Raw genomic sequence first — 25,903 nt, 5'->3', positions numbered from 1 at the left:
ATTGTTGATGATCGACGTCAAGTCGGTGCGCCATCGGCTGCATCGACTTGCGTTGCCCGTCCATCAGCAACCCACGCGTGTACAACTGCGCCTTCACCCGTTGATCCGATCGAGGCAACGACGAAAATACTTCAGCCACAAAAGATTCCAGCATGGACTGGACATCGGCGAGTTCACTGTCCTTCACTCTCAAAGGTTCTCGAGACCGCGCTCGAGTGTCAAGCCGACACGCCGAGCTAACAAAGTACTACTAGGGTGTCGCACTTAAAGAGTTGTATGACCGTTGCGTTCCTCTGCCGGTTGAGCGAGCGGAGCGAGTCGAAACCCCCGCCGGCCGTGCAATGGACGAAACCCGCAGCGTCACAGTGGTTTCGACTCGGCTTAGCCTCGCTCAACCAGCAGGATGCGGCGAAGCACGGTGCGCGCAAAATATCAATACCACTAGCCGCGACACGCCGCTAGAAGTAGCTGCCCACCGTCGGCAGGTTCACCACGGCGTCGATCGCCAGGCCGCAGAAGAGGATGGCCAGGTACTCGTTGGACTGCAGGAACACCTTCAGCGGTGCCACCTCTTCGCCGCGCTTGGTGTCGCGGTACAGCTTGTGCACGCGGTTGAGGAACCACAGTCCGGCGAACAGCGCGACGCCGGCGTAGATCCAGCTCGCCCCCCACACCAGCACCAGCGACGCGACGACGGTGGCCCACGTGTAGAAGACCATCTGACGCGTCACCTGGATCTCGGTGGCGACCACCGGCAGCATCGGAACGCCCGCTGCCTTGTAGTCCTCCTTGTAGCGCATCGCGAGGGCCCAGGTGTGCGGCGGCGTCCAGAAGAAGATCACCGCGAACAACACGATCGGCTGCCAGCTGATGCTGCCGGTGACAGCGGCCCAGCCGACGAGCGTGGGCATGCAGCCAGCTGCGCCGCCCCAGACCACATTCTGCGAAGTACGACGTTTGAGGATCAGGGTGTACACGCCGACGTAGAAGGCGATGGTGACCATGACGAGCACGGCCGAGAGCAGGTTGGCCGCACTCCATAGGACGGCGAACGACGCAACCGCCAGCACGATGCCGAAGATCAGCGCATTGCGAGTGCTCACCGCATGTCGGGCCAACGGCCGACGCTGAGTGCGTCGCATCTTCTGGTCGATGTCGGCGTCGGCGACCATGTTCAGCGTGTTGGCGCTGCCCGCGCCGAGCCATCCGCCGACGAGGGTCGCCGCGATCAGGCCGATGTCGACGTGCCCGCGATGTGCCTGCAACATCACCGGAATCGTTGCGACCAGCAGCAATTCGATGACGCGGGGCTTCGTCAGAGCGATGTAGGCGAGCACGCTCCCGCGTATGCGAGAAGCCACGGAGCCCGCAGCGGCCGGGTCGGCGTTTGCGGGAATCGAGGAATCCCCGCTGGTCACGCGTTCCCCAAGTCTCACTACATCTCCTCATCTGACGAACTACTACAAAGCATGGTAGACGGTGGCGGTACGACACCCGTAATCGCGTGGGCACGCTCACCGGTACTCCGCGCAGTGCGGCCCGACACCTCCGACTAGGCTTGAAGATACTGCCAGGCCCACCACTGCACAGGAGAGAAGCACCATCGTGGTCGATTCCGCCGAGATCCGCACTTTGACCGTTCCTGCTCATCCGGCCGATTGGACTGATACCGACACGCGCGCTGTCGATACGGCCCGCTTGCTGGCCGCCGACGCCGTGCAGAAATGCGGCAGTGGACACCCCGGTACCGCGATGAGTCTCGCACCGCTGGCTTACACGCTGTTCCAGCGGACCCTGCGCCACGACCCCGCCGACACCGAGTGGGTCGGCCGGGACCGCTTCGTCCTCTCGTGCGGACATTCCAGCCTCACCCTGTACGTACAGCTCTACCTGGGCGGCTTCGGGCTGGAGCTGGCCGACCTCGAGGCGCTGCGCATCTGGGGATCGCTCACGCCGGGCCACCCCGAGTACCGCCACACCAAGGGCGTCGAGATCACCACCGGACCGCTCGGGCAGGGTCTGGCGTCGTCGGTGGGCATGGCGATGGCCGCCCGCTACGAGCGCGGCCTGTTCGACCCCGACGCCGCGCCCGGCCAGAGCCCGTTCGACCATTTCATCTACGTCATCGCCTCCGACGGCGACATCGAAGAGGGCGTCACGTCGGAGGCGTCGTCGCTGGCCGGCACCCAGCAGCTGGGCAACCTGATCGTCTTCTACGACGCCAACCAGATCTCCATCGAAGACGACACCGACATCGCGTTGACCGAGAACGTCGCGCAACGCTACGAGGCATACGGCTGGCATGTGCAGCACGTCGACGGCGGCGAGAATGTGACCGGCATCGAAGAGGCGATCACCGCGGCGAAGGCGGTCACCGACCGTCCCTCGATCATCGTGCTGCGCACCATCATCGGCTACCCCGCTCCCAACAAGATGAACACGGGCGCGGCGCACGGATCGGCGCTGGGCGCCGACGAGGTCGCCGCCACCAAGGAGATCCTCGGCTTCGACCCCGCGCAGTCGTTCGCCGTCGCCGACGAGGTCATCGCCCACACCCGCGGGCTCGGCGAGCGCGGCGCCAAGGCCAAGGCCGCCTGGCAGGCCGACTTCGACGCCTGGGCGTCGACAAACCCCGAACGCAAGCAGCTCTTCGACCGCCTGCAGGCCCATCAGCTCCCCGAGGGCTGGGACGAAGTGCTGCCGTCGTGGGAGCCCGACGCCAAGGGCGTCGCGACCCGCGCCGCGTCGGGCAAGGTGCTCAGCGCGCTCGCACCGATCCTGCCCGAACTGTGGGGCGGCTCCGCCGACCTGGCCGGTTCCAACAACACGACGATGGCCGGCGCGAAGTCCTTCGGCCCGACGTCGATCAGCACGTCGACGTGGTCGGCCGAACCCTACGGTCGCACCCTGCACTTCGGTATCCGCGAGCACGCGATGGGTTCGATCCTCTCCGGCATCGCCCTGCACGGCCCGACCCGGGCGTACGGCGGTACCTTCTTGCAGTTCGCCGACTACATGCGCCCCGCGGTGCGCCTGGCCGCGCTGATGGAGATCGACCCGATCTACGTCTGGACCCACGACTCGATCGGCCTCGGCGAGGACGGCCCCACCCACCAGCCGGTCGAGCAGCTCGCCGCGTTGCGGGCCATCCCCCACCTCGACGTCGTGCGCCCGGCCGACGCCAACGAGACCGCATACGCGTGGCAGACCCTGCTCGGCCGCCGCAACCGCCCGGTCGGGCTGGCCCTGACCCGACAGAACGTCCCGGTTCTGGTGGGTACCTCGCTGGCCGGTGTCGCCGCCGGCGGCTATGTACTCTCCGAAGCCTCGGGCGACCCGCAGGTGGTGTTGATCGGTACCGGTTCGGAGGTGCAGCTCGCGGTCGAGGCGCAGAACACATTGGCCGAGAGCGGGATCGCCGCACGCGTCGTGTCGATGCCGTCGATCGAATGGTTCGACGAGCAGACGCCCGAATACCGCGACTCGGTGCTGCCGCCGTCGGTCCCCCGGGTGTCGGTCGAAGCGGGTATCGCGATGCCGTGGTACCGGATCGTCGCCGGCGGGCAGATCGTGTCGCTCGAACATTTCGGCGCCTCAGCCGACTACAAAGTCCTCTACACCGAGTTCGGCATCACCGCCGATGCCGTAGTCGCCGCAGCTCATCGCGCCCTGGGACACTAGCCGCACGAGACCGACGATTCACCACCCACCACACCGGGTAACCCACCCCAACAAGGCACCACCCCAGCCGAAGGGAAACCACCATGACACAGAACGACAAACTCGCCGCATTGTCACAAGCAGGCGTATCGGTCTGGCTCGACGATCTGTCCCGCGACCTCATCGCCACCGGCCGCCTGGAAGAACTCATCAAGACCCGATCGGTCGTCGGCGTCACCACCAATCCGTCGATCTTCCAGGCCGCCCTGTCCAACGGCGCGACCTATGCCGGGCCGATCAGTGAACTCGCCCTGCGCGGCGCCGACGTCGACGCCGCCATTCGCGCGGTCACCACCGACGACGTCCGCGACGCGTGCGACGTCCTCGCCCACGTGTACGAGGCCTCCGACGGCGTCGACGGCCGCGTGTCGATCGAGGTCGACCCGCGCCTGGCCCACGACACCGACGGCACCGTCGAGCAGGCCGTCGAACTGTGGAAGATCGTCGACCGGCCCAACCTGTTCATCAAGATCCCGGCGACCAGGGCCGGGCTGCCCGCCATCACCCGCGTGCTGGCCGAAGGCATCAGCGTCAACGTCACGCTGATCTTCTCCGTCGAGCGCTACCTCGAGGTCATCGAGGCCTACCTCGACGGGCTCGACGCCGCGCACCAGGCCGGCCAGGACATCTCGACCCTGCATTCGGTCGCCTCGTTCTTCGTCTCACGCGTCGACACCGAGATCGACAAGCGCCTCGACGCGATCGGCACACCGGAGGCGGTGGCGCTCAAAGGCAAGGCCGGACTGGCCAACGCGCGCCTGGCCTACGCCGCCTACCAGCGCGTGTTCGAGGTCGAGACCCGCTTCCCCGACCTGGCCGCACACGGCGCCCGCCCCCAACGCGCACTCTGGGCCTCCACCGGCACCAAGAACGCCGACTACCCCGATACCCTCTACGTCAGCGAACTCGTCGCCCCGCACACGGTGAACACCATGCCGGGCAAGACGATGGAGGCCTTCGCCGACCACGGCTGGGTCAACAACCTGTCCATCGTCGGGACCGAAGCGGCGTCGCGGGCCGAGTTCGACGCCATCGCCGCGGCCGGCGTCGACCTCGCCGACGTCTTCGAGGTTCTCGAAACCGAAGGCGTCGAGAAGTTCGAACAAGCCTGGAACGAGCTCATCGCCGCCACGGACGAGCAACTCACCGCGGCCCGCTCCTGAGCGAAGATGCCAGCCAACCGCAACAACACTCGGACCAACCCGCTGCGCGACCCGCGCGACAAACGGCTTCCCCGGATCGCCGGGCCGTGCAGCATGGTGATCTTCGGCGTGACCGGCGACCTCGCACGTCGCAAACTGATGCCGGCGATCTACGACCTCGCCAACCGCGGCCTGCTGCCGCCTAGTTTCTCGCTCGTCGGGTTCGCTCGAAGAGATTGGGCGACAGAGGATTTCAGCCAGATCGTGCACGACGCGGTCAAGGCCCACGCGCGCACACCGTTCCGGGAGGAGGCGTGGCGGCAGCTGTCGGAGGGGTTCCGCTTCGTGCAGGGCACCTTCGACGACGACGAGGCCTTCGCTCGGCTCGCCGCCACGCTGCACGACCTCGACGCGCAACGGGGCACCGACGGCAATCACGCCTTCTACCTGTCGGTGCCGCCGGACGCGTTCCCGGTGGTCTGCGGTCAGCTCAAGCGATCCGGACTCGCCGCGCCCGACGACGGGCACTGGCGCCGGGTCGTCATCGAGAAGCCCTTCGGCCACGACCTCGACTCGGCGCGCAAGCTCAACGCCGTGGTCAACAGCGTGTTCCCGGAGGAGTCGGTGTTCCGCATCGATCACTATCTCGGTAAGGAGACGGTGCAGAACATCCTGGCGTTGCGGTTCGCCAATCAGTTGTTCGACCCGCTGTGGTCGGCGCACTACATCGACCACGTGCAGATCACCATGGCCGAGGACATCGGCCTGGGTGGTCGCGCCGGCTACTACGACGGCATCGGCGCCGCCCGTGACGTCATCCAGAACCATCTGCTGCAGCTGCTGGCGCTGGTCGCCATGGAGGAGCCGGTCTCCTTCGAGCCGAGTCAGTTGCAGGCGGAGAAGATCAAAGTCCTCTCCGCGACCCGCAACATCCTTCCACTGGAAGACAATTCGGCTCGCGGGCAATACGGCCCGGGCTGGCAGGGCAGCGAAAAGGTCTGCGGCCTGCTCCACGAGGAGGGATTCTCGTCGACCTCGACGACGGAGACTTACGCGGCGATCGCACTGGAGGTCGACACCCGACGCTGGGCCGGTGTGCCGTTCTACCTGCGCACCGGTAAGCGCTTGGGACGTCGGGTCACCGAGATCGCGCTGGTGTTCAAACGTGCTCCGCACCTGCCGTTCGATAAGACGATGACCGACGAACTCGGGCAGAACGCGCTGGTCATCCGCGTGCAGCCCGACGAAGGCGTCACACTGCGGTTCGGTTCGAAAGTCCCCGGATCGTCGATGGAAGTGCGCGACGTCAACATGGACTTCAGCTACGGTCAGGCGTTCACCGAGTCGTCGCCGGAGGCCTACGAGCGGCTCATCCTCGACGTCCTGCTCGGCGAGCCGTCGCTGTTCCCGGTCAACGACGAAGTCGAATTGTCGTGGGAGATCCTGGATCCCGTGCTCGACGGCTGGGCGGCGGGTGGCAAGCCCGAAGAGTACGAGTCGGGTACGTGGGGACCCCACGGCGCCGACGCGATGATGGCCCGCACCGGGCGAGTTTGGCGGCGACCATGATCAAGAGACTTCCCGACACCTCGACCACCGAAGTGTCGAAAACACTGGTCAAGATGCGCGAGACCGGCGGGGCGGTGACCCTGGGCCGAGTGCTCACCCTGATCGTCAAGGTGGAGAAGGGCGACGACCTCGAAGCCGCCATCGTCGCCGCCAACGACGCGAGTCGCGAGCACCCGTGCCGCGTGATCGTGGTCGCCGCCGACGACCGCAAGGGCGCTACGCGCCTCGACGGCGAGATCCGCGTGGGCGGCGACGCCGGGGCGTCGGAGGTGGTCGTACTCAACTTGTTCGGCGAACTCGCCAATCACGCGCACGCCGTGGTGATCCCGTTCCTCTTGCCCGACACGCCGGTCGTCACCTGGTGGCCGGGTACCGCGCCGGCCAATCCCGCCAAGGACCGGCTCGGGCGGCTAAGCCAGCGTCGAATCCTCGACGGCACCAACCGATTCGACTCGCCCGCGCTGCTCAGCAAGCGGATCAAGTCCTACTCCCCCGGTGACACCGACATCGCCTGGGCACAGATCACGCCGTGGCGGGCGATCCTCGCCGCCGTCTTCGACCGGGACGGGCTGAGGGCGACCAGCGCCCGGGTGAGCGCACCCGGCCCTTCGGTGGGACTCGATCTGCTCGGCGGCTGGCTGCAGGCGCTCCTCGACGTCCCGGTGGAACGCGTCACCGGAGAGCTGGTCATCAGCGTCGAGTGCGAGCAGGGTCAGGTCGCACTGACCGCGGACGGCAAAGACACCGTCGTCACGACGCCGGGGCGCCCACCGGGGCGGGTGCCGTGGCAGATCCGCACCACCGGCGAATGCCTCGCGGAGGAACTGCGCCGACTCGATTCCGACGAGATCTATGAACTCGCGCTGCACGGCACCAACCGACTCATCCGCAACCAGAGGTGATCTCATGGCAACGACGCTGATCTTCCCGACGAAACCCGAGCTGGTCGACGCCGCGGCCGACCAACTGATCGGCGCGATCAGCGACGCGATCGCCGCTCGCGGTGTGGCGCTCATCGTGCTCACCGGTGGAAGCAACGGTATCGCGCTGCTGGAGGTGCTCCGTGAGCGCAGCACCGAGATCGACTGGACGAAGGTCGAGTTCTTCTTCGGCGACGACCGATTCGTCCCGACCGACGATCCCGACCGCAACGTCGGGCAGGCCGGTGAGGCGCTGTTCGACCACATCGACATCGATCCGGCCCGCATCCACGCGATGGCTGCGAGCGACGGTGAGTTCGGCGACGACATCGACGCCGCCGCCGCGGGTTACGCATCCGTACTGGCGGCGATCTCCCCCGGCGAGGCGTCGCCGCGGTTCGACGTCCACTTGCTCGGTATGGGTGGCGAGGGCCACGTCAACTCGCTGTTCCCCCACACCCCGGCAACCGCAGAGTCGATCAAAATTGTTGTCTCAGTGGACAATTCGCCCAAACCTCCCCCTCGGCGCGTCACCCTGACGCTGCCCGCCGTGAATCGTTCGCGGCAGGTATGGTTCCTGGTGGCCGGTGCCGACAGAGCATCGGCCGTTGCCGCAGGCGTCACCGGCGCGGCTGCCCAGGACTGGCCCTGCGCCGGTGCACACGGGACCGAAGCGACGGTGTGGTTCCTCGACGAGGAAGCCGCGAGCCTGCTCGACTGACGCTCCGCCGACGCCGCGGGGCACCGACGAGGAGATGGTGTTGGCGGATCTGACATACCCGCAGGCAGTGGTCATGGGATTGCTGCAAGGCGTGACCGAACTGTTCCCGATCTCGAGTCTGGGGCATTCGATCCTGCTCCCCGCCTGGCTGGGCGGCAGTTGGGAGACCCTGGTCACCCAGTCGGCCAGCAAGGGACACACCCCGTTCCTCGCGTTCATCGTCGCGCTGCACGTCGCCACCGCGCTGGCGCTGATCTGTTTCTACTGGCGCGACTGGATCAGGGTGATCGTCGGATTCGTCGACTCGATCCGCCGGCGCAGGGTCGACACCGCCGACGCCAAGCTCGCCTGGCTGCTGATCGCCGGAACGATTCCGGTAGGCATCGTCGGGCTGGTCGCGGAGAAGCCGCTGCGCGAATTGTTCGCCAAACCGCTGGCCGCCGCGATCTTCCTGGCCCTCAACGGGCTGATCCTGATCGCCGCCGAACTGATTCGACGCCGCGGCGACGCCGGTGGACGCCATCGCGCCGAACCCGACGGCGACAGCGAGATCACCAACCTCACCTACGCCAAGGGGACCGTGATCGGCGCCTCGCAGATCGCGGCCCTGTTTCCCGGGATCTCGCGCTCGGGTGTGACGATCTCCGCCGGAATTCTGACCGGGCTGGACCACGAGCGGGCGGCGAAGTTCGCGTTCATGCTGGCCACGCCGGTGATCCTCGCCGCCGGAGTGTTGAAGATCCCCGAGCTGTTCGGGCCCGACGGTCACGGTATCGGCGGTCAGGTCGCGGTGGGTTCGGTGTGCGCATTCGTCGCGGCGATCGCGGCCGTCGCGTTCCTCGCCCGCTTCTTCCACACCCGCACCCTCTACCCGTTCGCGGCCTACTGCCTCGTCGCCGGTGTCATCAGCATCGTGCACTTCGCGTGACACGGCGTCGTCGAAGGTCGTGACCGGGCGAACTTCGTCGGTGCAACACGTTCTACGACGCCTGCTAGTCTGATGCCTCGTGAGCGATACCGCGACGAGAACCTCGCCGGAGGCAGCCCAGCGTCGTGCCGCCATCGTCGCGGTCGCCCGACGCCAGGCCATCGCAGGCGGCTACGAGGGCGTCACCATCCGATCGGTCGCCACCCAGGCGCACACCACGCCGGTGACCATTTATCGCTACTTCGGCTCAAAGTCGGGTCTGCTCAGCGAATTGATGGTGGAGTGGGCCGACGCGACCATCACCCGGTTGGCCGACTACCAGCGTTCGACGCCGGCCGCGGACACGCCCTCGGCGGTGGCCACCGGTTTCGCCAACATCATCGAGTGGGCCGCCGCAGATCGCAATCTCCTCTCGGCCGGTCTGCGCGCGCTCAATCCGATCACGCGAGCCGACTCGGCCGCGGGCCCCGACTCCGGCGTCAACGGCTGGCTGCCGATGTTCACCAAACTGGTCGGCGGTTGCCTCGACGACCCGCAGTGGCATGACGACGCCCGCGCACTCACCATGGGTCACGTCCTGATCGCCTGCGTCAGCGACCTGGTGATGACCGGCGACACCGCGCGCGTCGCAGCGAATATCGCGACGGCGGCGCGGCAGGTGTTCGTCGGGACGTAGTCGGGGTCTCGTCTGGTTGAGCCACCCCCTGCTGGTTGAGCCGGGTCGGAGCGCTAGCGCAGACCCGCGTCGAAACCCCGCAAACCAACAGCGTCAACGCAACCAAACACATTGTGACAGTTACTGATTCATCGCACCGAGGTTTCGACACGGACCTCGGCTAACGCCTCGGACCGGCTCAACCAGCGGACGGGGACCGTAGTCGGCGAGTCCCGGCCCAACCAACGGACGGGACCCACCGTCGGTCAACCAGATTGAGCCAACCCCGGCGGTTGAGCCGGGTCGGAGCGCCAGCGCAGACCCGCGTCGAAACCCCGCAAACCAACAGGTTCAACGCAACCAAACACAGTGTGACAGTTACTGATTCGCCGCACCGAGGTTTCGACACGGACCTCGGCTAACGCCTCGGACCGGCTCAACCAGCGGACGAGAACCGTAGTCGGCCAACCAGGTTGAGCCACCACCCGCCGGTTGAGCCGGATCGGAGCGCAAGCGCAGACCCGCGTCGAAACCCCGCAAACCAACAGCGTCAACGCAACCAAACACATTGTGACAGCTGCTGATTCATCGCACCGAGGTTTCGACACGGACCTCGGCTAACGCCTCGGACCGGCTCAACCAGCGGACGAGAACCGTAGTCGGCCAACCAGGTTGAGCCACCACCCGCCGGTTGAGCCGGATCGGAGCGCAAGCGCAGACCCGCGTCGAAACCCCGCAAACCAACGGCGTCAACGCAACCAAACACATTGTGACAGCTGCTGATTCGCCGCACCGAGGTTTCGACACGGACCTCGGCTAACGCCTCGGACCGGCTCAACGAGCAGACGGGACCGTCGTCGGCGAGTCCCGGCCCAACCAGCGGACGGGCGCACCGTCGCTCAACCAGGTTGAGCCAACCCCGCCGGTTGAGCCGGGTCGGAGCGCAAGCGCAGACCCGCGTCGAAACCTCGCAAGCCAACAGCGTCAACGCAACCAAACACTGTGTGACAGTTGCTGATTCGTCGCGCCGAGGTTTCGACACGGACCTCGGCTAACGCCTCGGACCGGCTCAACCAGCAGACGGGACCGTCGTCGGCGAGTCCCGGCTCAACCAGCGGACGGGACCGTGTCCCCCCTCGACCAACGAAGGCGTCGTTCTATGGCCGTAGTGGGCGGCCGCCCAGCGGATCGGCGGGGTCGACGGGGGCGTCGATGTCGATGAGCCGCTCCAGGTCGTCGAGCGACATCGGCCGGGCGAAATGAAAGCCCTGGGCGAGCGCTACACCCGACTTCGCCACGGCCGCGGCCTGCACGGCCGTCTCGACGCCCTCGACAACCACGCGAAGCCCGTTGGCGACACCGATCGCGGCGATGGCGGCCAGCACGGCTTGCGGGCCGTCCCTGCCGTCGAGCGCATCGGTGAATCCCTTCGCGGTCTTGATGAAGTCCAGCGGAAGGTCGTTGAGCTGGCTCAACGACGACGCCCCGGTCCCGAAGTCGTCGAGTGCGACCAGCGCCCCGGTGCTGCGGAGTTCGGCGATGATGGGCACCACGTCCCCGCCGTCGGCGATCATGCTCTCACTCGCCTCGATGCAGAGGCGTGCAGGTGGCAACCCGACGTCGCGCAGGGTGGTTCGCAGCCGACTGGGGTAATTCCAGTCGGTGAGTTCGCGGCGCGAGGCGTTGACGGTGAGGATCATCTGGGCCGTCCACGGCCGAGCCGCGAACTCCCGCCCCGCGGTGCGCTGCACGAAGGCGCCGATCAGTTCGATCAGGTCGGACTCTTCGGCGATCGGGATGAATTCGTCGGGACCGATGACACCGAGGATCGGATGCTCCCAGCGGATCAACGCCTCGACGGCGACCACTCGCCGGTCGCCCAATCGGACGATCGGCTGGTAGACGACGTATAGGCGGTCCGGGTGTTTGAGCAGGGTGTCGCGCAAATCGTGCTCGATGTGCTGCCTGCGGTGCAGCTGGTCGCGCTGGTCGGCCTCGAACTCCACGAATGGGAGCCGTGGACTGCGTTTGGCGTAGCGCAGGGCGACCTCGGCGTCGCGCAACAGATTCGGCGCCGTCCGCGCGTCGTCGACCGACGCCGTGGTGAATCCGACGCCGACAGTCACCCGATGACTCCGCAGGCCATAGGTGATCGGCTGCACCACCACGGTGTGGAGTCGGTCGACCAGTCCACTGATCTCGGCGGCCGCGCCACTCATCCGGGTCACCACCGCGAACTGGTCGCCGTCGGTGCGGCCGACGATCGAACCGGCTGGAGCCACCGCGGCGATACGTGCCCCGATGGTGCGTAGCACCTGGTCGCCGGCGTCGTGCCCGACGACGTCGTTGACGGTGGCGAGGTCGCGCACGTCCATGACACAGATCAGCACCGACGCCGCCGCGCCGTCTAGTGCACCGACGAGCGCGTCGATCGCGGCGACGACTCCGGTCCGGTTGGTCAGTCCGGTCAGCGCGTCGCGCTCGGCTCCGATCGCTCCGCCGTGCAGGGTCACATCGACGAGCGTCACGATCAGCGGCGAGTGGGGCGCTGCGTCGAGTCGTCGGCAGCTGCACAACAGGGTGCGCTCGCCCACCGGCCCGACGACCGTGGCGCGACGATCGGTCGCGGATGCGCCGGACCGCAGGCACTCGTCGATCGGCGACTCTCCTCCGGGGAAGGCGATCGCGAGTGACTCGGCGCGGATGCCCGGGATCAGCTCCGCGGGCAATGACAGCAGCGCGACCGCTACGGGATTGGCCAACTCGATGATGCCGTCTGCCGAGATGACGATCACCGCCTGCTGCAGCGACGGCAGCACCGACTCCAGCCGCGCCATCATCGGGTCTGGAAACGACGGCCGATGCAAGCGGATGGCGGAACCGAACAATCCGATCGACTCGACCCGGAACATCGTCTGAAAGGCCGGGCCGCCGTTCCACTCGGTGCGCACGGTGGCAGATCGCACCGGAACCTCGCCGCCCGAGGTGTCGCGCATCGTCGTCAATGTCGGCTCGCTCGTTGCACCCAACTCCGGTCCGATGCCGGTGAGCCGTTCGAACAACGCCGCCGCGCCGTCCGGTGGGACGAAATCCATGATCGACGCGCCGATCATCGCGTCCTCCGACGACACCTTCGCGAGGGCCGCGGCCAGGGCGTTCGCGTAGACGATGCGTCCTTCCTGGTGCACCACGATGGCGTCAGCGGCGAAATGGGCAACTAGCCGCAGCGACGCCACCATGGCCGCATCGGAGACGTCCCGCGACGACGATGGGACATCGGCCCCGTCGTTCGGGGTCTCGTCGTGCACGCTGCGTCCGCCTTTCATCGACTGCTTGGTATCGCCTGACGAAGACTACCGCGCGCCGGGCGACCGTGATCAACTACAGACATCGTCACCCTAAAGCGCCCTGATGGTTGTCATTCAGGAAGTTGACACAATTTACATCGACGATTTGCGCTATCCGCTGTTACGCAGTGCGGTCGCCAATCCGTTCATAGTCAACAGGATTCCGCGGCGCACCTCTCGCGACTCGTCGCCGTTGCGGTAGCGCTTGAGCAGTTCCACCTGCAGCAGGTTCAGCGGCTCCAGGTAGGGGAATCGGTTGTACACCGACCGCTTCAGCGCTGCGTTGTCGGCGAGGAGGTCGGCGCTGCCGGTGATCGCGGCAAGCATCCGCAGCGATCGCTCGTGCTCGTCGACGATCTTGCCGAAAACCCGTTCGCGCAGTTCATCGTCGGCGACGAGTTGCGAATAGCGCTGTGCGACACCGAGATCCGACTTCGCCATCACCTGTGCCATATTCGACAGCACGCTGGTGAAGAACGGCCACGACCGGTAGTAGCGCTGCAAGGTCGCGAGCCGCTGCGGATCGTCGCCGATCCACGACTCGAACGCCGTGCCGGTGCCGTACCAGCCGGGCAGCATGACGCGCGACTGACTCCAGGACAGTACCCACGGGATGGCGCGCAGGTCGGAGATCGCCTTGGTCTGTTTGCGCGACGCCGGGCGACTGCCGATGTTCATCTCGCCGATCTCCGACAGCGGCGTCGACTCGGTGAAGTACTGCACGAAACCCGGTGTGCGGTGAACTAATTCACTGTAGGCGTCGCGGGCCGACGCGGCGACGTCGTCGAGGATCGCGTAGGCCTCGGCGGAGTCGTCGCCCAGTCCTTCGACGTCGAGCAGCGACGATTCGATGGTCGCGGCGAGCAATGTCTCCAGGTTGCGTCGTGCGGTGACCGGTTCGGCGTATTTGGCGGCGATGATCTCGCCCTGCTCGGTGATCCGCAGCGAACCCTGCACCGCGCCCGGCGGCTGCGCCAGGATCGCGTCGTAGCTCGGGCCGCCGCCGCGGCCCACTGTTCCGCCGCGGCCGTGGAACAGCCGCAACCTGATCCCGGCGGTGCGCACGGCATCGACGAGATCGAGCTCTGCGCGGTAGAGCGCCCAGTTCGCCGCCAGGTATCCGCCGTCTTTGTTGGAATCGGAGTACCCGAGCATCACTTCCTGCAGGCCGCCCTGCGCGTCGACCAGGGCTCGGTAGATCGGCACGTCCAGCACGGCGAGCAGCGTTGCGGCACCTTGTTGAAGGTCCTCGATGGTCTCGAAGAGCGGGATGATCCGGACGCTGCAGCGGGGCACCCCGCCGTCCGGGTCGAAAATGCCGGCTTCCTTCAGCAGTATCGCCGCCTCCAGCATGTCGCTCACCGAGGTACACATGCTGATGATGTAATTCGGAACCGCTTGCGGGCCGAAGGTCTTGATGGCCGTAGCGCCCGCTCGGACGATGGCGAGTTCCTTCGCCGCCAGCTCCGACAGTTCCGCGTCGGGGCTGAGTAGAGGCCGGCGCGCGGTCAGTTCTGCGGAGAGGATGGCTACCCGGTCGGCTTCGTCGAGGGACGCGTAATCGTCGTGGACGCCGGCCCACGCGAGTAACTCCCCCACCACTTCCTCGTGGACGTCGGAGTTCTGCCGCATGTCGAGTCCGGACAGGTTAAATCCGAAGGTGCGCACTCCCTCACGCAGCCGCAGGAGGCGGTCGTCGGCGATGGTGTCGTCGTTGTTGGCGCGCAGCGCGGCGTCGATGACGTCGAGGTCGGCGCGAAGCTCGTCCGCGGTGGCGTAGGCGTCGAAACCGGTACTCGCCGCGTCGTCGGTGGTGCGGAAGTCGGCGCCGAACATCGCCTCGCCCGTCGCCGCGAGCCGCGACCGGATGTGGCCGAGCGCTACACGGAACGGTTCGTCGTCGCCGCCGGAGCGGGTGCGCGCGGTCAGGACGGCGAGGTCGTCGGGGACGGTGATGAGTCGCGCGGACATGCTCAATTCTTGTGCGAGGGAACGCAATTCATCGAGATGATGACGGACGGCGGTGCGCGCGGCGCTCGACGTCGCGAGTGCGACGATGTCGGCGGTGACGTACGGGTTGCCGTCCCGGTCGCCGCCGATCCAGGAGCCCATCCGCACCATCGGCGCGTCTTCGATGCCGGAGTCCGGGTATTGGTCGAGCAGCGCGCGCCGCACCTGCGTGTTGATCACCGGCACGACGTCGAAGAATGAGGCGTCGTAGTAACGTAGCCCCGACGCCACCTCGTCGCTGATCGTCAGGCGCTCGACGCGGACGAGGGCAGTCTGCCAGAGGGTCAGGATCTGCCTGCCGATGGCGTCGATGGCGGCGCGCTCCTCGGCCGGGGTCAACTCGGTGCGGCGACGCAGCCGCATGAGTTCGGTGATCCGATTCTGTGCGTCGAAAACCGTGCGCCGTCGGGTTTCGGTGGGGTGGGCGGTGATCACCGGAACGACGGTGGCATGTGCCAACTCCGCCCCGACCTGCGCGTCGGTGAGGCCGGCCGCCCGCAACTTCGCATAGGTGGCGGCGAGGCTGCTCGCCTGCGGGGCGTCGGCCGCGCGCTCGTGGATGGCACGCCTGCGCTCGCGGTGCTGGTCTTCGCCGAGGTTGGCGAGCAACGCGAACAAGCTGAAGGCGCGCACCACCGGAAGCAATTGGGTTGCCGGGCGGTCGACGAACATGGTGGCGAGGTCGTCGCGGTCGATCTCCGATCGCCGGATCGCGAAGGCCGCCTTGCGTGCTCCCTCGATCAGGTCGAAGGTGTCGGCGCCCGAATGTTCACGTACCACGTCGCCGAGCATCGTGCCCAGCAGCCGGATGTCGTCGCGTAGCGGTTCGGTGAGCGCTCGTCCCGCGTCGTCGACGACGATGTGGTCGACGACGGAGGTGGCGGGGCGCCAGTCAGCTGATCCGGGAGTCGGCGTTGTCATCGGTCAAGTATCGCTGGTGTCGTCCGACCCCGCAGAGTTGACCCCGGATTTGTCCGAACAATAGGACCTGACTGGGCCAGTTCAGCTGAGTCGGATGTTGACGCCCACGGCGACGATCAAGATGAACCACACCAAGCCGACGAAGATGGTCAGCCGATCGAGGTTGCGCTCGACGACGCTGGATCCGGACAGGCTGGACTGAACACCGCCACCGAACAGGGACGACAGGCCGCCGCCTTTGCCGCGGTGGAGCAGCACCAGAATCACCAGGATCACGCTGGCGACGATGATGGCGATGTTGAGTGCGAGCGTCACTTGTTCTCAGGTCCTTACGGCGGGTCGACAGGGAAAAAAGTCACAGGCTGCGCGAATAGATCGCACAACCTGTGACAGTCTACGCGAGGCCGCGCGGGTCAGGGCAGCGGGCCGCCCGCGGCGATCGCCGACAGCGTCGCGAACTCGTCGGGCTTGAGCGACGCGCCGCCGACCAGCGCGCCGTCGACGTCGGCCTGCCCCACCAACTCGCCGACGTTCTTGGCGTTCACCGATCCGCCGTAGAGGATCCGCACCGATGCCGCGGTTGCGGCGTCGGCGATCTCTTCGAGAGCGCCGCGAATGGCCGCACAGACCTCCTGGGCATCGGCCGCGCTGGCCACCCGGCCGGTGCCGATGGCCCACACCGGCTCGTAGGCGATGACCGTCTTGGCGATGTCGTCGGCCGACAGGCCCGCGAGCGAACCCTTGAGCTGCGCGACGTTGTACTCGACGTGGTCGCCTGCTTCGCGGATCTCCAACCCCTCACCGATGCAGACGATCGGAGTGAGTTCGTGTTTGAGCGCGGCCTTCGTCTTCGCGAGCACCACCTCGTCGGTCTCGTTGTGGTAGGTGCGTCGCTCCGAGTGGCCGACGACGGCGAAGGTGACGCCGAGCTTCTTCAGGAAGGCGCCGCTGATCTCGCCGGTGTACGCACCGGAGTCGTGCGCAGAGACGTCCTGCGCACCGTAGGTGATCAGCAGCTTGTCGCCGTCGATGACCGTCTGCACGCTGCGGATGTCGGTGAACGGCGGGATGACGGTGACGTCGACCTTGTCGAAGTACTTCGCCGGCAGCGAGGCGGCCAGCTTCTGAACCAGCGCGATGGCCTCGAGGTGGTTCAGGTTCATCTTCCAGTTGCCCGCGATGAGAGGTTTACGGCTCATGATCAGGCCTCCAGAACGGTGAGTCCGGGCAGTTCTTTGCCCTCGAGGTATTCCAGCGATGCTCCGCCGCCGGTGGAGATGTGCGAGAAGTCGCTGTCGGGCAGGCCGAGGACGCGCACCGCGGCGGCCGAGTCGCCACCGCCGACGACGGTGAAGGCACCGCGGCCGGTGGTCGCGGCGATCGCCTCGGCGACGCCCTTGGTACCGGCCGAGAACTTCTCGAACTCGAACACACCCGACGGGCCGTTCCAGAAGATGGTCTCCGCGCCGCCGAGGACGGCGGCGAACCGCTTGACCGACTCGGGGCCGATGTCGAGGCCCATCCAGCCGTCCGGAATGGCATCCGCCGCAACGGTGTTCGCCTCGGCGTCGGCGGCGAATCGGTCGGCGACGACGACGTCGACCGGCAGGTGGATCACGTCGCCGAACCGCTCGAGCAGATCCTTGCAGACGTCGATCTGATCTTCCTGCAGCAGTGAGGTGCCTACCGAATGTCCTTGGGCGGCAAGGAAAGTGAATGCCATGCCGCCACCGATGACCAGGGTGTCGACCTTGGGTGCGAGTGCCTCGATGACGCCGAGCTTGTCGGAGACCTTGGAGCCGCCGAGCACCACGGCGTACGGGCGACGCACCTCTTCGGTGAGCTTGGACAGCACGTCGACCTCGGCGGCGACGAGGTCACCGGCGTAGTGCGGCAGTAGCTTGGCGACGTCGTAGACCGACGCCTGCTTGCGGTGCACCACACCGAAACCGTCGGAGACGAACGCGCCGTCGTCGCCGACGAGTTCGACGAGGGCCGCGGCGAGTTTGGCGCGCTCGGCCTCGTCCTTCGACGTTTCGCGCGGGTCGAAGCGGATGTTCTCCAGCAGCAGTACGTCGCCGTCGGTGAGACCTTCGGCGCGTGCCAGCGCGTCGGAACCGACCACGTCACCGGCCAGTTGCACGTTGCGGCCGAGCTCCTCGCTCAGTCGCGCGGCGACCGGCGCCAGCGAGAACTTGGGATCAGGCTCACCTTTCGGCCGGCCCAGGTGTGCGGTGATGATCACCTTGGCGTCGGCCTCGATCAACGCGCGCAGCGTCGGCAACGAGGCCAGGATACGACCGGGATCGGTGATGGCGCCCTCGTCGTCGAGCGGAACGTTGAAGTCCGAGCGAACGAGTACACCCCGACCCGAAACACCTTCGGCGAGAAGGTCTTTCAAAGTTGGTACAGCCATGATGTGGTTAGTCTCCTAGCGAATGTCGACCGTTGAGCCGGCCGGTGATGAGTCGAAACCTGCTCAGTTGAGCGACCGCGGAGCACCTGCCTACCGAGCGGGGAACGGCGATCGCCCGCCCACTGAGCGAGCGTAGCGATCCCCGTTCATTGCGAACGCAGCGATTCCCGTTCGTTGAGCAGCGCTGCGATTTCCGTTCATTGAGCGAGCGCACCAAGTTCCGTTCATTGAGCAGCGCAGCGATTCCCGTTCATTGCGAACGCTGCGATTTCCGTTCATTGAGCGAGCGCAGCGAGTCGAAATGCCGTCCCTACAGCGACTTGCCGACCAGGCCGATGAGGTCGACGAGGCGGTTGGAGTAGCCCCACTCGTTGTCGTACCAGGAGACGACCTTGGCCTGGTCGTCGATGACCTTGGTCAGGCCGGCGTCGAACAGCGAGCTGTGCGGGTCGGTGACGATGTCGCTGGAGACGATCGGAGCGTCGTAGTACTTGAGGATGCCCTTGAGCGGTCCGTCGGCGGCGGCCTTGAGCGCGGCGTTGATCTCCGCAGCGGTGCCCGGCTTGGCGAGCTGGGCGGTGAGGTCGGTGACCGAGCCGGTAGGGATCGGCACGCGCAGCGCGTATCCGTCGAGCTTGCCCTTGAGCTCCGGGAGCACCAGGCCGATCGCCTTGGCGGCACCGGTGGAGGTCGGCACGATGTTGATCGCGGCGGCGCGCGCACGACGCAGATCCTTGTGCGGGCCGTCCTGCAGGTTCTGGTCCTGGGTGTAGGCGTGGATGGTGGTCATCAGGCCCTTGACGATGCCGAACTCGTCGTTGAGGACCTTGGCCAGCGGGCCGAGGCAGTTGGTGGTGCAGGAAGCATTCGAGATGATGTTCTGGCTGCCGTCGTACTTGTCGTCGTTGACGCCCATGACGATGGTGATGTCCTCATCCGACGCAGGCGCGGAGATGATGACCTTCTTGGCGCCGGCGTCGAGGTGACCCTGAGCCTTGGCGCGCGCGGTGAAGATGCCGGTGGATTCGACGACGACGTCGACGCCCAGATCGCCCCACGGGATCGCGGCGGGACCTTCCTTGACTTCGAGGGCCTTGATCTTCTGGTCGCCGACGACGATGGTGTCTTCGCCTTCCAGCGACACATCCTGCGGCAGGCGACCGAGGATGGAGTCGAACTTCAGCAGGTGTGCCAACGTCGCGTTGTCGGTGAGGTCATTGACTGCGACGATCTCGATGTCGGTGGTGCCCAAAGCTTTTTGCGCTTCGACTGCGCGGAAGAAGTTGCGGCCGATCCGGCCGAATCCGTTTACGCCAACGCGAACTGTCACTGGTGTTCTCCTTGTGTGGTGCCCGCCGTGAGGTGGTGGCGGAACTTACCGACGTAACCCTTGGCCCCGCTCGTGCGCGCAGGCGCCGGTTACGGTTGCCCTACAGCTTAGTGGTAGAGGCTCGCCATCGCGTGACGGGGCTGACAGGGCCGTGGGCTCCCTTGATTCGAGTTCATATACCGATCGGTACGCGCGGTGTTCGCATAGCGCACCGACCAACGCGCAGCGTCGAAATGACGCGAGAGAACGCGACGCTGACCAGCGCAGGCTGACAGGGCGCTCTTCGGGTGGGGTGGCGGGTCGTCGTCAAAATGGGATCGGGGCGCGTGGCTGCAGCGGAGCCCTGGCGGAGCGGAAGACACGCGGGGGCCCTGTTTTGCCCATTTTGACGACGGCCCGACGCCCCACCCGCAGCGCGCCTGCGTGACCATACATCCTTGGGCGGCTTGGCATTTCGGCTTGCGACCCCTCGATACACCGAAGCTCGTTCCTCGCTTCGGCACTCGGGGAGCGAGGGGGTGCGCGCGGCGCACTCGGAGAGCGAAGAAGGTGCACTCGGGGAGCGAGGAGGGTGCGCGCGGCGCACTCGGGGAGCGAGGGGGTGCGCGCGGGAAAGCGGGGGTCGCTCGGGGAGCGAGGGGATGCGCGCCGCGCACTCGGGGAGCGAGAGGTGCACTCGGAAAGCGAGAGGGGCGCTCGGAGAGCGGGGGTGCGCTCGGAGAGCGAAGAAGGTGCGCTCGGGAGCGGGGCCGCGCTCGGGAGCGAAGGGGACGCAGCGGCCTCCCCTACTCCTCCTCTTCCTCCATCAACTCCGCGGTCACAGCCGATTCGGTGTCGGGGAGTCCTTCGGTGCGGGCCTTCTTGTCGGCCATGGACAGCAGGCGGCGGATGCGGCCGGCGACGGCGTCTTTGGTCATCGGCGGGTCGGCAAGCTGGCCGAGTTCTTCCAGTGAGGCCTGGCGGTGCGTCACCCGGAGATGACCGGCCGCGACGAGATGGTCGGGCACTTCGTCGCCGAGGATCTCCAGGGCGCGTTCGACGCGGGCCGCGGCGGCGACGGCGGCGCGGGCGGAGCGGCGCAGGTTAGCGTCGTCGAAGTTGGCGAGCCGGTTCGCCGTCGCGCGGACTTCGCGGCGCATGCGTCGTTCCTCCCAGACCAGACGCGTGTCTTGGGCACCCATCCGGGTGAGCAGTGCGCCGATGGCGTCGCCGTCGCGGATGACCACCCGGTCGGCGCCGCGGACTTCGCGCGCTTTGGCCGCGACGCCGAGGCGCCGGGCGGCGCCGACGAGGGCGAGCGCGGCCTCGGGGCCGGGGCAGCTGACCTCCAGTGCCGACGATCGGCCCGGCTCGGTCAGCGATCCGTGCGCGAGGAAGGCGCCGCGCCAGGCGGCTTCGGAGTCGACGATGCTACCGCCGACGACGTGGGCGGGCAGGCCGCGGACCGGTCGGCCGCGCATGTCGAGCAGTCCGGTCTGGCGGGCGAGCGCTTCCCCGTCCTTGGTGACCCGCACGATGTAGCGCGCGGTCTTGCGCAGTCCGCCGCTGCGCAGCACGTGTACGTCGGAGCTGTAGCCGTAGAGGTCGAGGATTTCCCGGCGCAGGCGGCGCGCGACGCTGCCCATGTCCACTTCGGCCTCGATGACGACGCGTCCGGCGACGATGTGCAGCCCGCCCGCGAACCGCAGCAGTGCCGACACCTCGGCTTTGCGCGCGCTCGTCGTCGTGACCGTCAGACGACTGAGCTCGTCTTTGGCCGCTGCTGTCATCGCCACTGGTGGCATCCCTCCTGTTGCTCTTGCTGTAGTCATTCGCCCTCCGATGCTCGCCCGGGCCGGCGCCCGTACCTCATGCGTGTCGTTCCCGGAGCCGTACTCAGCGGGGAGACTGCACGAGTGCCGACACGACGTCGGCGACCTTGCGCGGATCGTGCACATTCGCTCCGGGTACCGCGAGGTCCCCGATCCGAAGTGTCGCTCCGAACAACGCCGCGGCACGTTCGACGTGTTCTCGCTCCCGGCCCATGGGCACCGAGCGCTCGTCGACGACGACGTCGTCTATCCGTAGAGTGTCCGCATGTGCGTGTAACACATGCAGGTGTCGCTCTAACGAAAACCCTGTAGTTTCACCAAGCTCCGGCTCAAGATTAACAATTAACATTCGTCGCGCTAATGACCGGGTCAGAGCTTGTAACTGCTCGGGCACCAGGACATGCGGAATCACGCTGGAAAACCACGATCCCGGCCCCAGCGTGATGAGATCGGCCTCGGCGATCGCCGTCAGGGCATCTGCGCAGGCAGGCGGTTCGTTGGGGACCAAGCGCACCCGACGTACCTTGCCCGGCGTGGTCGCGACGGCCACCTGGCCCTGGATGACACGACTCATCCGTGGATCGGATTCCAGCCCCGACACGTCGGCCTCGATCATCAGCGGTACCCGCGCCATCGGCAGCACCCGACCATGGGCGTTGAACAACCGCATCAACTCGTCGAGCGCGGCGACCGGATCACCCATCACCTCGGCCAGCCCGGCGAGCAGCAGGTTGCCCACCGGGTGTCCGGCGAGCGCACCGTGACCGCTGAACCGATGCTGCAGGGTCTGCGCCCACATGGTGACCCGGGTCCGCTGCGCGGAGTCGACGAGACCCTCCAACGCGGCCGGCGCGGACACCAGCGCGGCCAGCGCCATGCGCAGATCGCCGGGCGGGATGGCACCCAGTTCGGCCCGGATCCGGCCCGACGATCCGCCGTCGTCGGCGACGGTGACCACCGCGGTCACCCGGGTGGACAGGTAGCGCATCGCGGTCAGCGTCGCATATAGACCGTGTCCCCCACCGAGTGCGACGATCTTGGGCTGGGCCGTCATTCGCGCCCCAGGTCACGGTGGCTGACCCGGACGTCGACGTCGGCGATGCCCGCATCCGACAGCCGCCTGCCCAGTTCCGTTGCCATCGCGACGCTGCGGTGTTTGCCGCCCGTGCATCCGACGCTGACCGCCATATAGCGCTTACCCTCTCGCAGGTAACCGTCGACGACCAGCGAGATCAGGTCGACGTACAGATCGATGAACTGCGACGCCCCTTCTTGTCCGAGAACGTAGTCGCGGACCGGTGCGTCGAGTCCATTGTCCGCCCGCAGCTCGGGAATCCAATAGGGGTTGGGCAGAAATCGTACGTCGGCGACGAGATCGGAGTCGATCGGCAGCCCGTACTTGAAGCCGAACGATTTGATGGTCACCGACAACCCGGTCCGCCCGATCGACGGATAGGTGGTCTCGATGATCTCGCGGAACTTGGCCACCGGCAGCGTCGAGGTGTCGACGACGAGGTCGGCGCGCAGTTTCACCCCGGCCAGGTAGTCGCGTTCGCGGACGATGCCGTCGACGAGCGTGTCGTCGGCCTGCAGCGGGTGGCGGCGGCGGACCTGCTCGAACCGGCGCACCAGAACGTCGTCGCTGGCGTCGAGGAAGATCATCGACGTCTGCGCACCGCTGGCGTCGAGCCGCTCGCGCAGATCGACCAGATCACCGCCGACCTGGGCGTCGGTGCCGCGTACGACCATCGCCAGCCGCGACGTCTTGGGCTGCCCGGCACGCGCGAGATCGACCATGGTGCCGATGAGCCCGACCGGCACGTTGTCGGCGACGTACCAACCGGCGTCTTCGAAGATGTCCGCCGCGGTGGTCATGCCGGCACCCGACATCCCCGCGATGAAGACCACCGACATGTCCTCGCTCATGCGCCCTTCACCTGCTTCTGTTCGCTGTCCAATGCGGTCTTGACCGCCTGTGCCGTCGCCAGTCCGATGCCGGGTACCTCCGCAATGGACTCGACCGAGGCCTCGCGCAGCCGCGCCACCGATCCGAAGTGCGCCACCAGCGCGGACCGTCGGCTCGCGCCCAGGCCGCGCACGCCGTCGAGCACCGACTCGGTCATCCGCTTGCTGCGTTTGCTCCGATGAAAAGTGATGGCGAAACGGTGTGCTTCGTCGCGGACTCGCTGCAGCAGGAACAGTCCCTCACTGCTCCGTGGCAAGATTACCGGCTCGTCGTCGTCGGGAATCCAGATCTCTTCCAGCCGCTTGGCCATGCCGATCACGGCGACGTCGGTGATACCCAATTCGTCGAGCACGGCGGCGGCGGCGCGCACCTGCGGCTCGCCGCCGTCGACGACGAACAGGTTCGGCGGGTAGGCGAAACGGCGTGGCCGGCCGGTCTTCGGATCGATCGCCGCCTCGGGTGCCAGGTCGCCGCCGTTGTTCGCATCGACGCTCGACGCATCGGCGGCACCGGAGTCGACGTCGGCGCGGTGGCGCAGGAATCGCCGCCGGGTCACCTCGGCGATCGACGCGACGTCGTCGGAGTGCCCGTCGCCCGCCGCCTCCCGGATCGAATAGTGTCGATAGTCGGATTTTCGCGGCAGCCCGTCCTCGAACACCACGAGCGACGCGACGACGTCGGTGCCCTGCACGTGGGAGATGTCGACGCATTCGATGCGCAGCGGCGCCTGGTCGAGTGCCAGTGCCTCCTGGATCTCGGTGAGTGCCGCCGAGCGGGTGGTGAGGTCACCGGCCCGCTTGAGTTTGTGCTGGGCGAGCGCCTCACCGGCATTGCGTTCGACGGTCTCGGCGAGCGCCTTCTTGTCGCCGCGCTGCGGCACCCGCAGGTCGACGCGACTGCCTCGCAGGTCCGACAGCCACTGCGCGACGTCGGCCGGGCACGGCGGCAGCTCCGGCACCAGCACTTCCCGGGGTATCGCCTGATTGCCGACGTGTCCGGTCTCGACCCGCACGGTCGCGTCCATGTCCACCTGCGCCCCGTAGAACTGGGTCAGGAACTGCCCGACCTCCTCGCTGCGCGATTCGTCGTCGGAACGTTCGACCACCCAGCCGCGCTGCCCGACGACGCGCCCGGCACGCACGTGGAACACCTGCACCGACGTTTCGAGCTGATCGCCGGTGAAGGCGATGACGTCGGCGTCGGTACCGTCACCGAGCACCACCGCCTGCTTCTCCAGCGCACGCTGCAGCGCGGTGATGTCGTCACGCAGCCGGGCGGCCCGCTCGAAGTCGAGTTCCTCAGCGGCCGAATGCATTTCGCGCTCAAGATTGCGGATCAGCTGATCGGTGCGGCCGGCCAGGAAGTCGCAGAAATCGTCGACGATGTCGCGGTGCTGTTCGGCGGTGACCCGCCCGACGCACGGTGCGGCGCATTTGTCGATGTAGCCGAGCAGGCACGGACGCCCGATCTGGTTGTGCCGCTTGAAGACTCCCGCCGAGCACGTCCGCGCCGGAAACACCCGGGTGAGCAGGTCCAGCGTCTCGCGGATCGCCCAGGCATGCGAATACGGACCGAAGTAGCGCACGCCGCGCCGTCGCGGACCACGGTAGACGAACAGCCGCGGGTACTTCTCGTTGAGCGTGACCGCCAGCATCGGGTAGGTCTTGTCGTCGCGGTAACGGACGTTGAATCGCGGATCGAATTCCTTGATCCAGTTGTATTCCAGTTGCAGCGCTTCGACTTCGGTGCCCACGACGGTCCACTCGACCGATGCGGCGGTGGTGACCATCTGCCGGGTCCGCGGATGCAGCGAGGCGATGTCGGCGAAGTACGACGTCAGCCGCGACCGGAGATTCTTCGCCTTGCCGACGTAGATGACGCGTGCGTGCTGATCGCGGAATTTGTACACACCCGGATCGGTGGGAATCGTCCCTGGAGCGGGGCGGTATGTCGTCGGGTCGGCCACTCAGAACAGCCTACGCGACACTAGGACGTGCTCCGACCGTAGCGCTGCTCGGCGTCGCGGACGTTCTCCATCGCCGCGACCGCGCGATCGCCGTCGCGCGCCTGGACCGCCAGCACGGGTACGTACTCGTCGGACGGCAGCAGCAGCCGGGCGCAGAACTTGCCCTCCGGGTACACCAGTCCCCCGATCTCGTCCCAGCCGAAGATCCGCTCCGACACCAGGTTTCGCACCGCGATGCCCGACGGTCCGACGCGCAGCCGGGCACGGGTCAACAACAGCACCGCCCCCGCCTCGACGACACCGATCAGCGCGATGCCGATCTGATCCGACAGCCCGACGTCGGGTCCGGTGTCGGAGATCGTGAGGAGCGCACCGAACACCGCATGCACGATGACGAGCAGCACCGCCACCGTGATCGCGGCGCGCGGCATGAGCCGCGGCTTGTACTCATAGGTCCACGCGGTCTGGACCGTGTCCGGTG

20 protein-coding genes are annotated in these 25,903 nt (G+C 67.0%); 7 read left to right on the top strand and 13 right to left on the bottom strand.

Translation table 11 applies throughout. The features are described 5' to 3' along the window. Positions 1–154: transposase (locus HH308_RS04520; protein WP_211188183.1), on the bottom strand; the 154-nt coding region annotated here is incomplete at its 3' end. A gap of 304 nt (positions 155–458) precedes the next feature. Next, positions 459–1,436: a heme o synthase gene (locus HH308_RS04515; RefSeq protein ID WP_376767161.1), complete on the bottom strand. Its 978-nt coding sequence runs from the start codon at positions 1,434–1,436 to the stop codon at positions 459–461. Positions 1,437–1,605: 169 nt separating this feature from the next. Between HH308_RS04515 and tkt the strand changes: the two genes are divergently transcribed. The 7 genes from tkt to HH308_RS04480 all read left to right on the top strand — a co-directional run bounded on the left by tkt (position 1,606) and on the right by HH308_RS04480 (position 9,676). Beyond that, positions 1,606–3,681, top strand: coding sequence for a transketolase (tkt, locus tag HH308_RS04510; RefSeq protein WP_170192968.1), 2,076 nt, complete (start codon positions 1,606–1,608; stop codon positions 3,679–3,681). Between the two features lie 83 nt (positions 3,682–3,764). Then, the gene (tal, locus tag HH308_RS04505; protein ID WP_170192967.1) at positions 3,765–4,883 is read left to right on the top strand and encodes a transaldolase; all 1,119 of its coding nucleotides are present in this window, start codon (positions 3,765–3,767) and stop codon (positions 4,881–4,883) included. Positions 4,884–4,889: 6 nt separating this feature from the next. Continuing rightward, positions 4,890–6,431, top strand: coding sequence for a glucose-6-phosphate dehydrogenase (gene zwf / locus HH308_RS04500; protein ID WP_170192966.1), 1,542 nt, complete (start codon positions 4,890–4,892; stop codon positions 6,429–6,431). Beyond that, positions 6,428–7,333, top strand: a complete 906-nt coding sequence (locus tag HH308_RS04495) for a glucose-6-phosphate dehydrogenase assembly protein OpcA (protein ID WP_170192965.1) — start codon at positions 6,428–6,430, stop codon at positions 7,331–7,333. Before zwf ends, HH308_RS04495 begins: the two co-directional genes overlap by 4 nt. Positions 7,334–7,337: 4 nt before the next feature. Next, positions 7,338–8,072, top strand: coding sequence for a 6-phosphogluconolactonase (gene pgl, locus HH308_RS04490; RefSeq protein WP_170192964.1), 735 nt, complete (start codon positions 7,338–7,340; stop codon positions 8,070–8,072). A gap of 40 nt (positions 8,073–8,112) precedes the next feature. After that, a complete protein-coding gene (locus HH308_RS04485) occupies positions 8,113–9,000 on the top strand; it encodes an undecaprenyl-diphosphate phosphatase (RefSeq protein ID WP_170192963.1) in 888 nt (295 codons plus the stop codon). Positions 9,001–9,079: 79 nt separating this feature from the next. After that, entirely contained in the window at positions 9,080–9,676 is a 597-nt protein-coding gene (locus HH308_RS04480; RefSeq protein WP_170192962.1) for a TetR/AcrR family transcriptional regulator, read from the top strand. A 1,136-nt stretch (positions 9,677–10,812) separates the two neighbouring features. On the opposite strand, the gene HH308_RS04475 is transcribed toward HH308_RS04480, so the two are convergent. The 11 genes from HH308_RS04475 to HH308_RS04425 all read right to left on the bottom strand — a co-directional run bounded on the left by HH308_RS04475 (position 10,813) and on the right by HH308_RS04425 (position 25,853). After that, the gene (locus HH308_RS04475) at positions 10,813–12,981 is read right to left on the bottom strand and encodes a putative bifunctional diguanylate cyclase/phosphodiesterase (protein WP_170192961.1); all 2,169 of its coding nucleotides are present in this window, start codon (positions 12,979–12,981) and stop codon (positions 10,813–10,815) included. Positions 12,982–13,113: 132 nt separating this feature from the next. After that, the gene (gene ppc / locus HH308_RS04470) at positions 13,114–15,933 is read right to left on the bottom strand and encodes a phosphoenolpyruvate carboxylase (RefSeq protein WP_170192960.1); all 2,820 of its coding nucleotides are present in this window, start codon (positions 15,931–15,933) and stop codon (positions 13,114–13,116) included. Positions 15,934–16,014: 81 nt separating this feature from the next. Continuing rightward, positions 16,015–16,248 carry a preprotein translocase subunit SecG gene (secG, locus tag HH308_RS04465; protein ID WP_170192959.1) on the bottom strand — a complete coding sequence of 78 codons (234 nt, stop codon included), beginning with the start codon at positions 16,246–16,248 and terminating at the stop codon, positions 16,015–16,017. A gap of 98 nt (positions 16,249–16,346) precedes the next feature. Further along, on the bottom strand, positions 16,347–17,135 hold the full coding sequence (gene tpiA / locus HH308_RS04460; protein ID WP_170192993.1) for a triose-phosphate isomerase: 789 nt from the start codon (positions 17,133–17,135) through the stop codon (positions 16,347–16,349). Then, positions 17,135–18,349: a phosphoglycerate kinase gene (locus tag HH308_RS04455; RefSeq protein WP_170192958.1), complete on the bottom strand. Its 1,215-nt coding sequence runs from the start codon at positions 18,347–18,349 to the stop codon at positions 17,135–17,137. Before HH308_RS04455 ends, tpiA begins: the two co-directional genes overlap by 1 nt. A gap of 310 nt (positions 18,350–18,659) precedes the next feature. Beyond that, positions 18,660–19,679 (bottom strand): type I glyceraldehyde-3-phosphate dehydrogenase, encoded by a 1,020-nt coding sequence (gene gap / locus HH308_RS04450; protein WP_170192957.1) that lies wholly within the window; start codon positions 19,677–19,679, stop codon positions 18,660–18,662. Positions 19,680–20,464: 785 nt separating this feature from the next. Beyond that, a complete protein-coding gene (gene whiA, locus HH308_RS04445) occupies positions 20,465–21,454 on the bottom strand; it encodes a DNA-binding protein WhiA (RefSeq protein WP_170192956.1) in 990 nt (329 codons plus the stop codon). Between the two features lie 100 nt (positions 21,455–21,554). After that, positions 21,555–22,544 carry a gluconeogenesis factor YvcK family protein gene (locus HH308_RS04440; RefSeq protein WP_170192955.1) on the bottom strand — a complete coding sequence of 330 codons (990 nt, stop codon included), beginning with the start codon at positions 22,542–22,544 and terminating at the stop codon, positions 21,555–21,557. Then, a complete protein-coding gene (gene rapZ, locus HH308_RS04435) occupies positions 22,541–23,416 on the bottom strand; it encodes an RNase adapter RapZ (RefSeq protein ID WP_170192954.1) in 876 nt (291 codons plus the stop codon). Before rapZ ends, HH308_RS04440 begins: the two co-directional genes overlap by 4 nt. Next, entirely contained in the window at positions 23,413–25,422 is a 2,010-nt protein-coding gene (gene uvrC, locus HH308_RS04430) for an excinuclease ABC subunit UvrC (RefSeq protein WP_170192953.1), read from the bottom strand. The genes rapZ and uvrC overlap by 4 nt, the downstream gene beginning before the upstream one ends. A gap of 20 nt (positions 25,423–25,442) precedes the next feature. Beyond that, positions 25,443–25,853, bottom strand: coding sequence for a PH domain-containing protein (locus tag HH308_RS04425; protein WP_170192992.1), 411 nt, complete (start codon positions 25,851–25,853; stop codon positions 25,443–25,445). Positions 25,854–25,903 lie beyond the last annotated feature (50 nt).

This window comes from Gordonia asplenii (genome assembly GCF_012933505.1).
GTDB lineage: Bacteria > Actinomycetota > Actinomycetes > Mycobacteriales > Mycobacteriaceae > Gordonia > Gordonia asplenii.
Note: the sequence above shows the minus strand (reverse complement) of the source record. Positions and strands in the feature narration are given on the sequence as shown.

What these genes read in the sequence shown, in the direction of transcription:
- tal (WP_170192967.1), top strand. Translation starts at nt 3,765, where the DNA reads ATGACACAGAACGACAAACTCGCCGCATTGTCACAAGCAGGCGTATCG.
- zwf (WP_170192966.1), top strand. Translation starts at nt 4,890, where the DNA reads ATGCCAGCCAACCGCAACAACACTCGGACCAACCCGCTGCGCGACCCG.
- HH308_RS04495 (WP_170192965.1), top strand. Translation starts at nt 6,428, where the DNA reads ATGATCAAGAGACTTCCCGACACCTCGACCACCGAAGTGTCGAAAACA.
- pgl (WP_170192964.1), top strand. Translation starts at nt 7,338, where the DNA reads ATGGCAACGACGCTGATCTTCCCGACGAAACCCGAGCTGGTCGACGCC.
- HH308_RS04475 (WP_170192961.1), bottom strand. Translation starts at nt 12,981, where the DNA reads ATGAAAGGCGGACGCAGCGTGCACGACGAGACCCCGAACGACGGGGCC.
- ppc (WP_170192960.1), bottom strand. Translation starts at nt 15,933, where the DNA reads ATGACAACGCCGACTCCCGGATCAGCTGACTGGCGCCCCGCCACCTCC.
- HH308_RS04455 (WP_170192958.1), bottom strand. Translation starts at nt 18,349, where the DNA reads ATGGCTGTACCAACTTTGAAAGACCTTCTCGCCGAAGGTGTTTCGGGT.
- HH308_RS04440 (WP_170192955.1), bottom strand. Translation starts at nt 22,544, where the DNA reads ATGACGGCCCAGCCCAAGATCGTCGCACTCGGTGGGGGACACGGTCTA.
- rapZ (WP_170192954.1), bottom strand. Translation starts at nt 23,416, where the DNA reads ATGAGCGAGGACATGTCGGTGGTCTTCATCGCGGGGATGTCGGGTGCC.
- HH308_RS04425 (WP_170192992.1), bottom strand. Translation starts at nt 25,853, where the DNA reads ATGCCGCGCGCCGCGATCACGGTGGCGGTGCTGCTCGTCATCGTGCAT.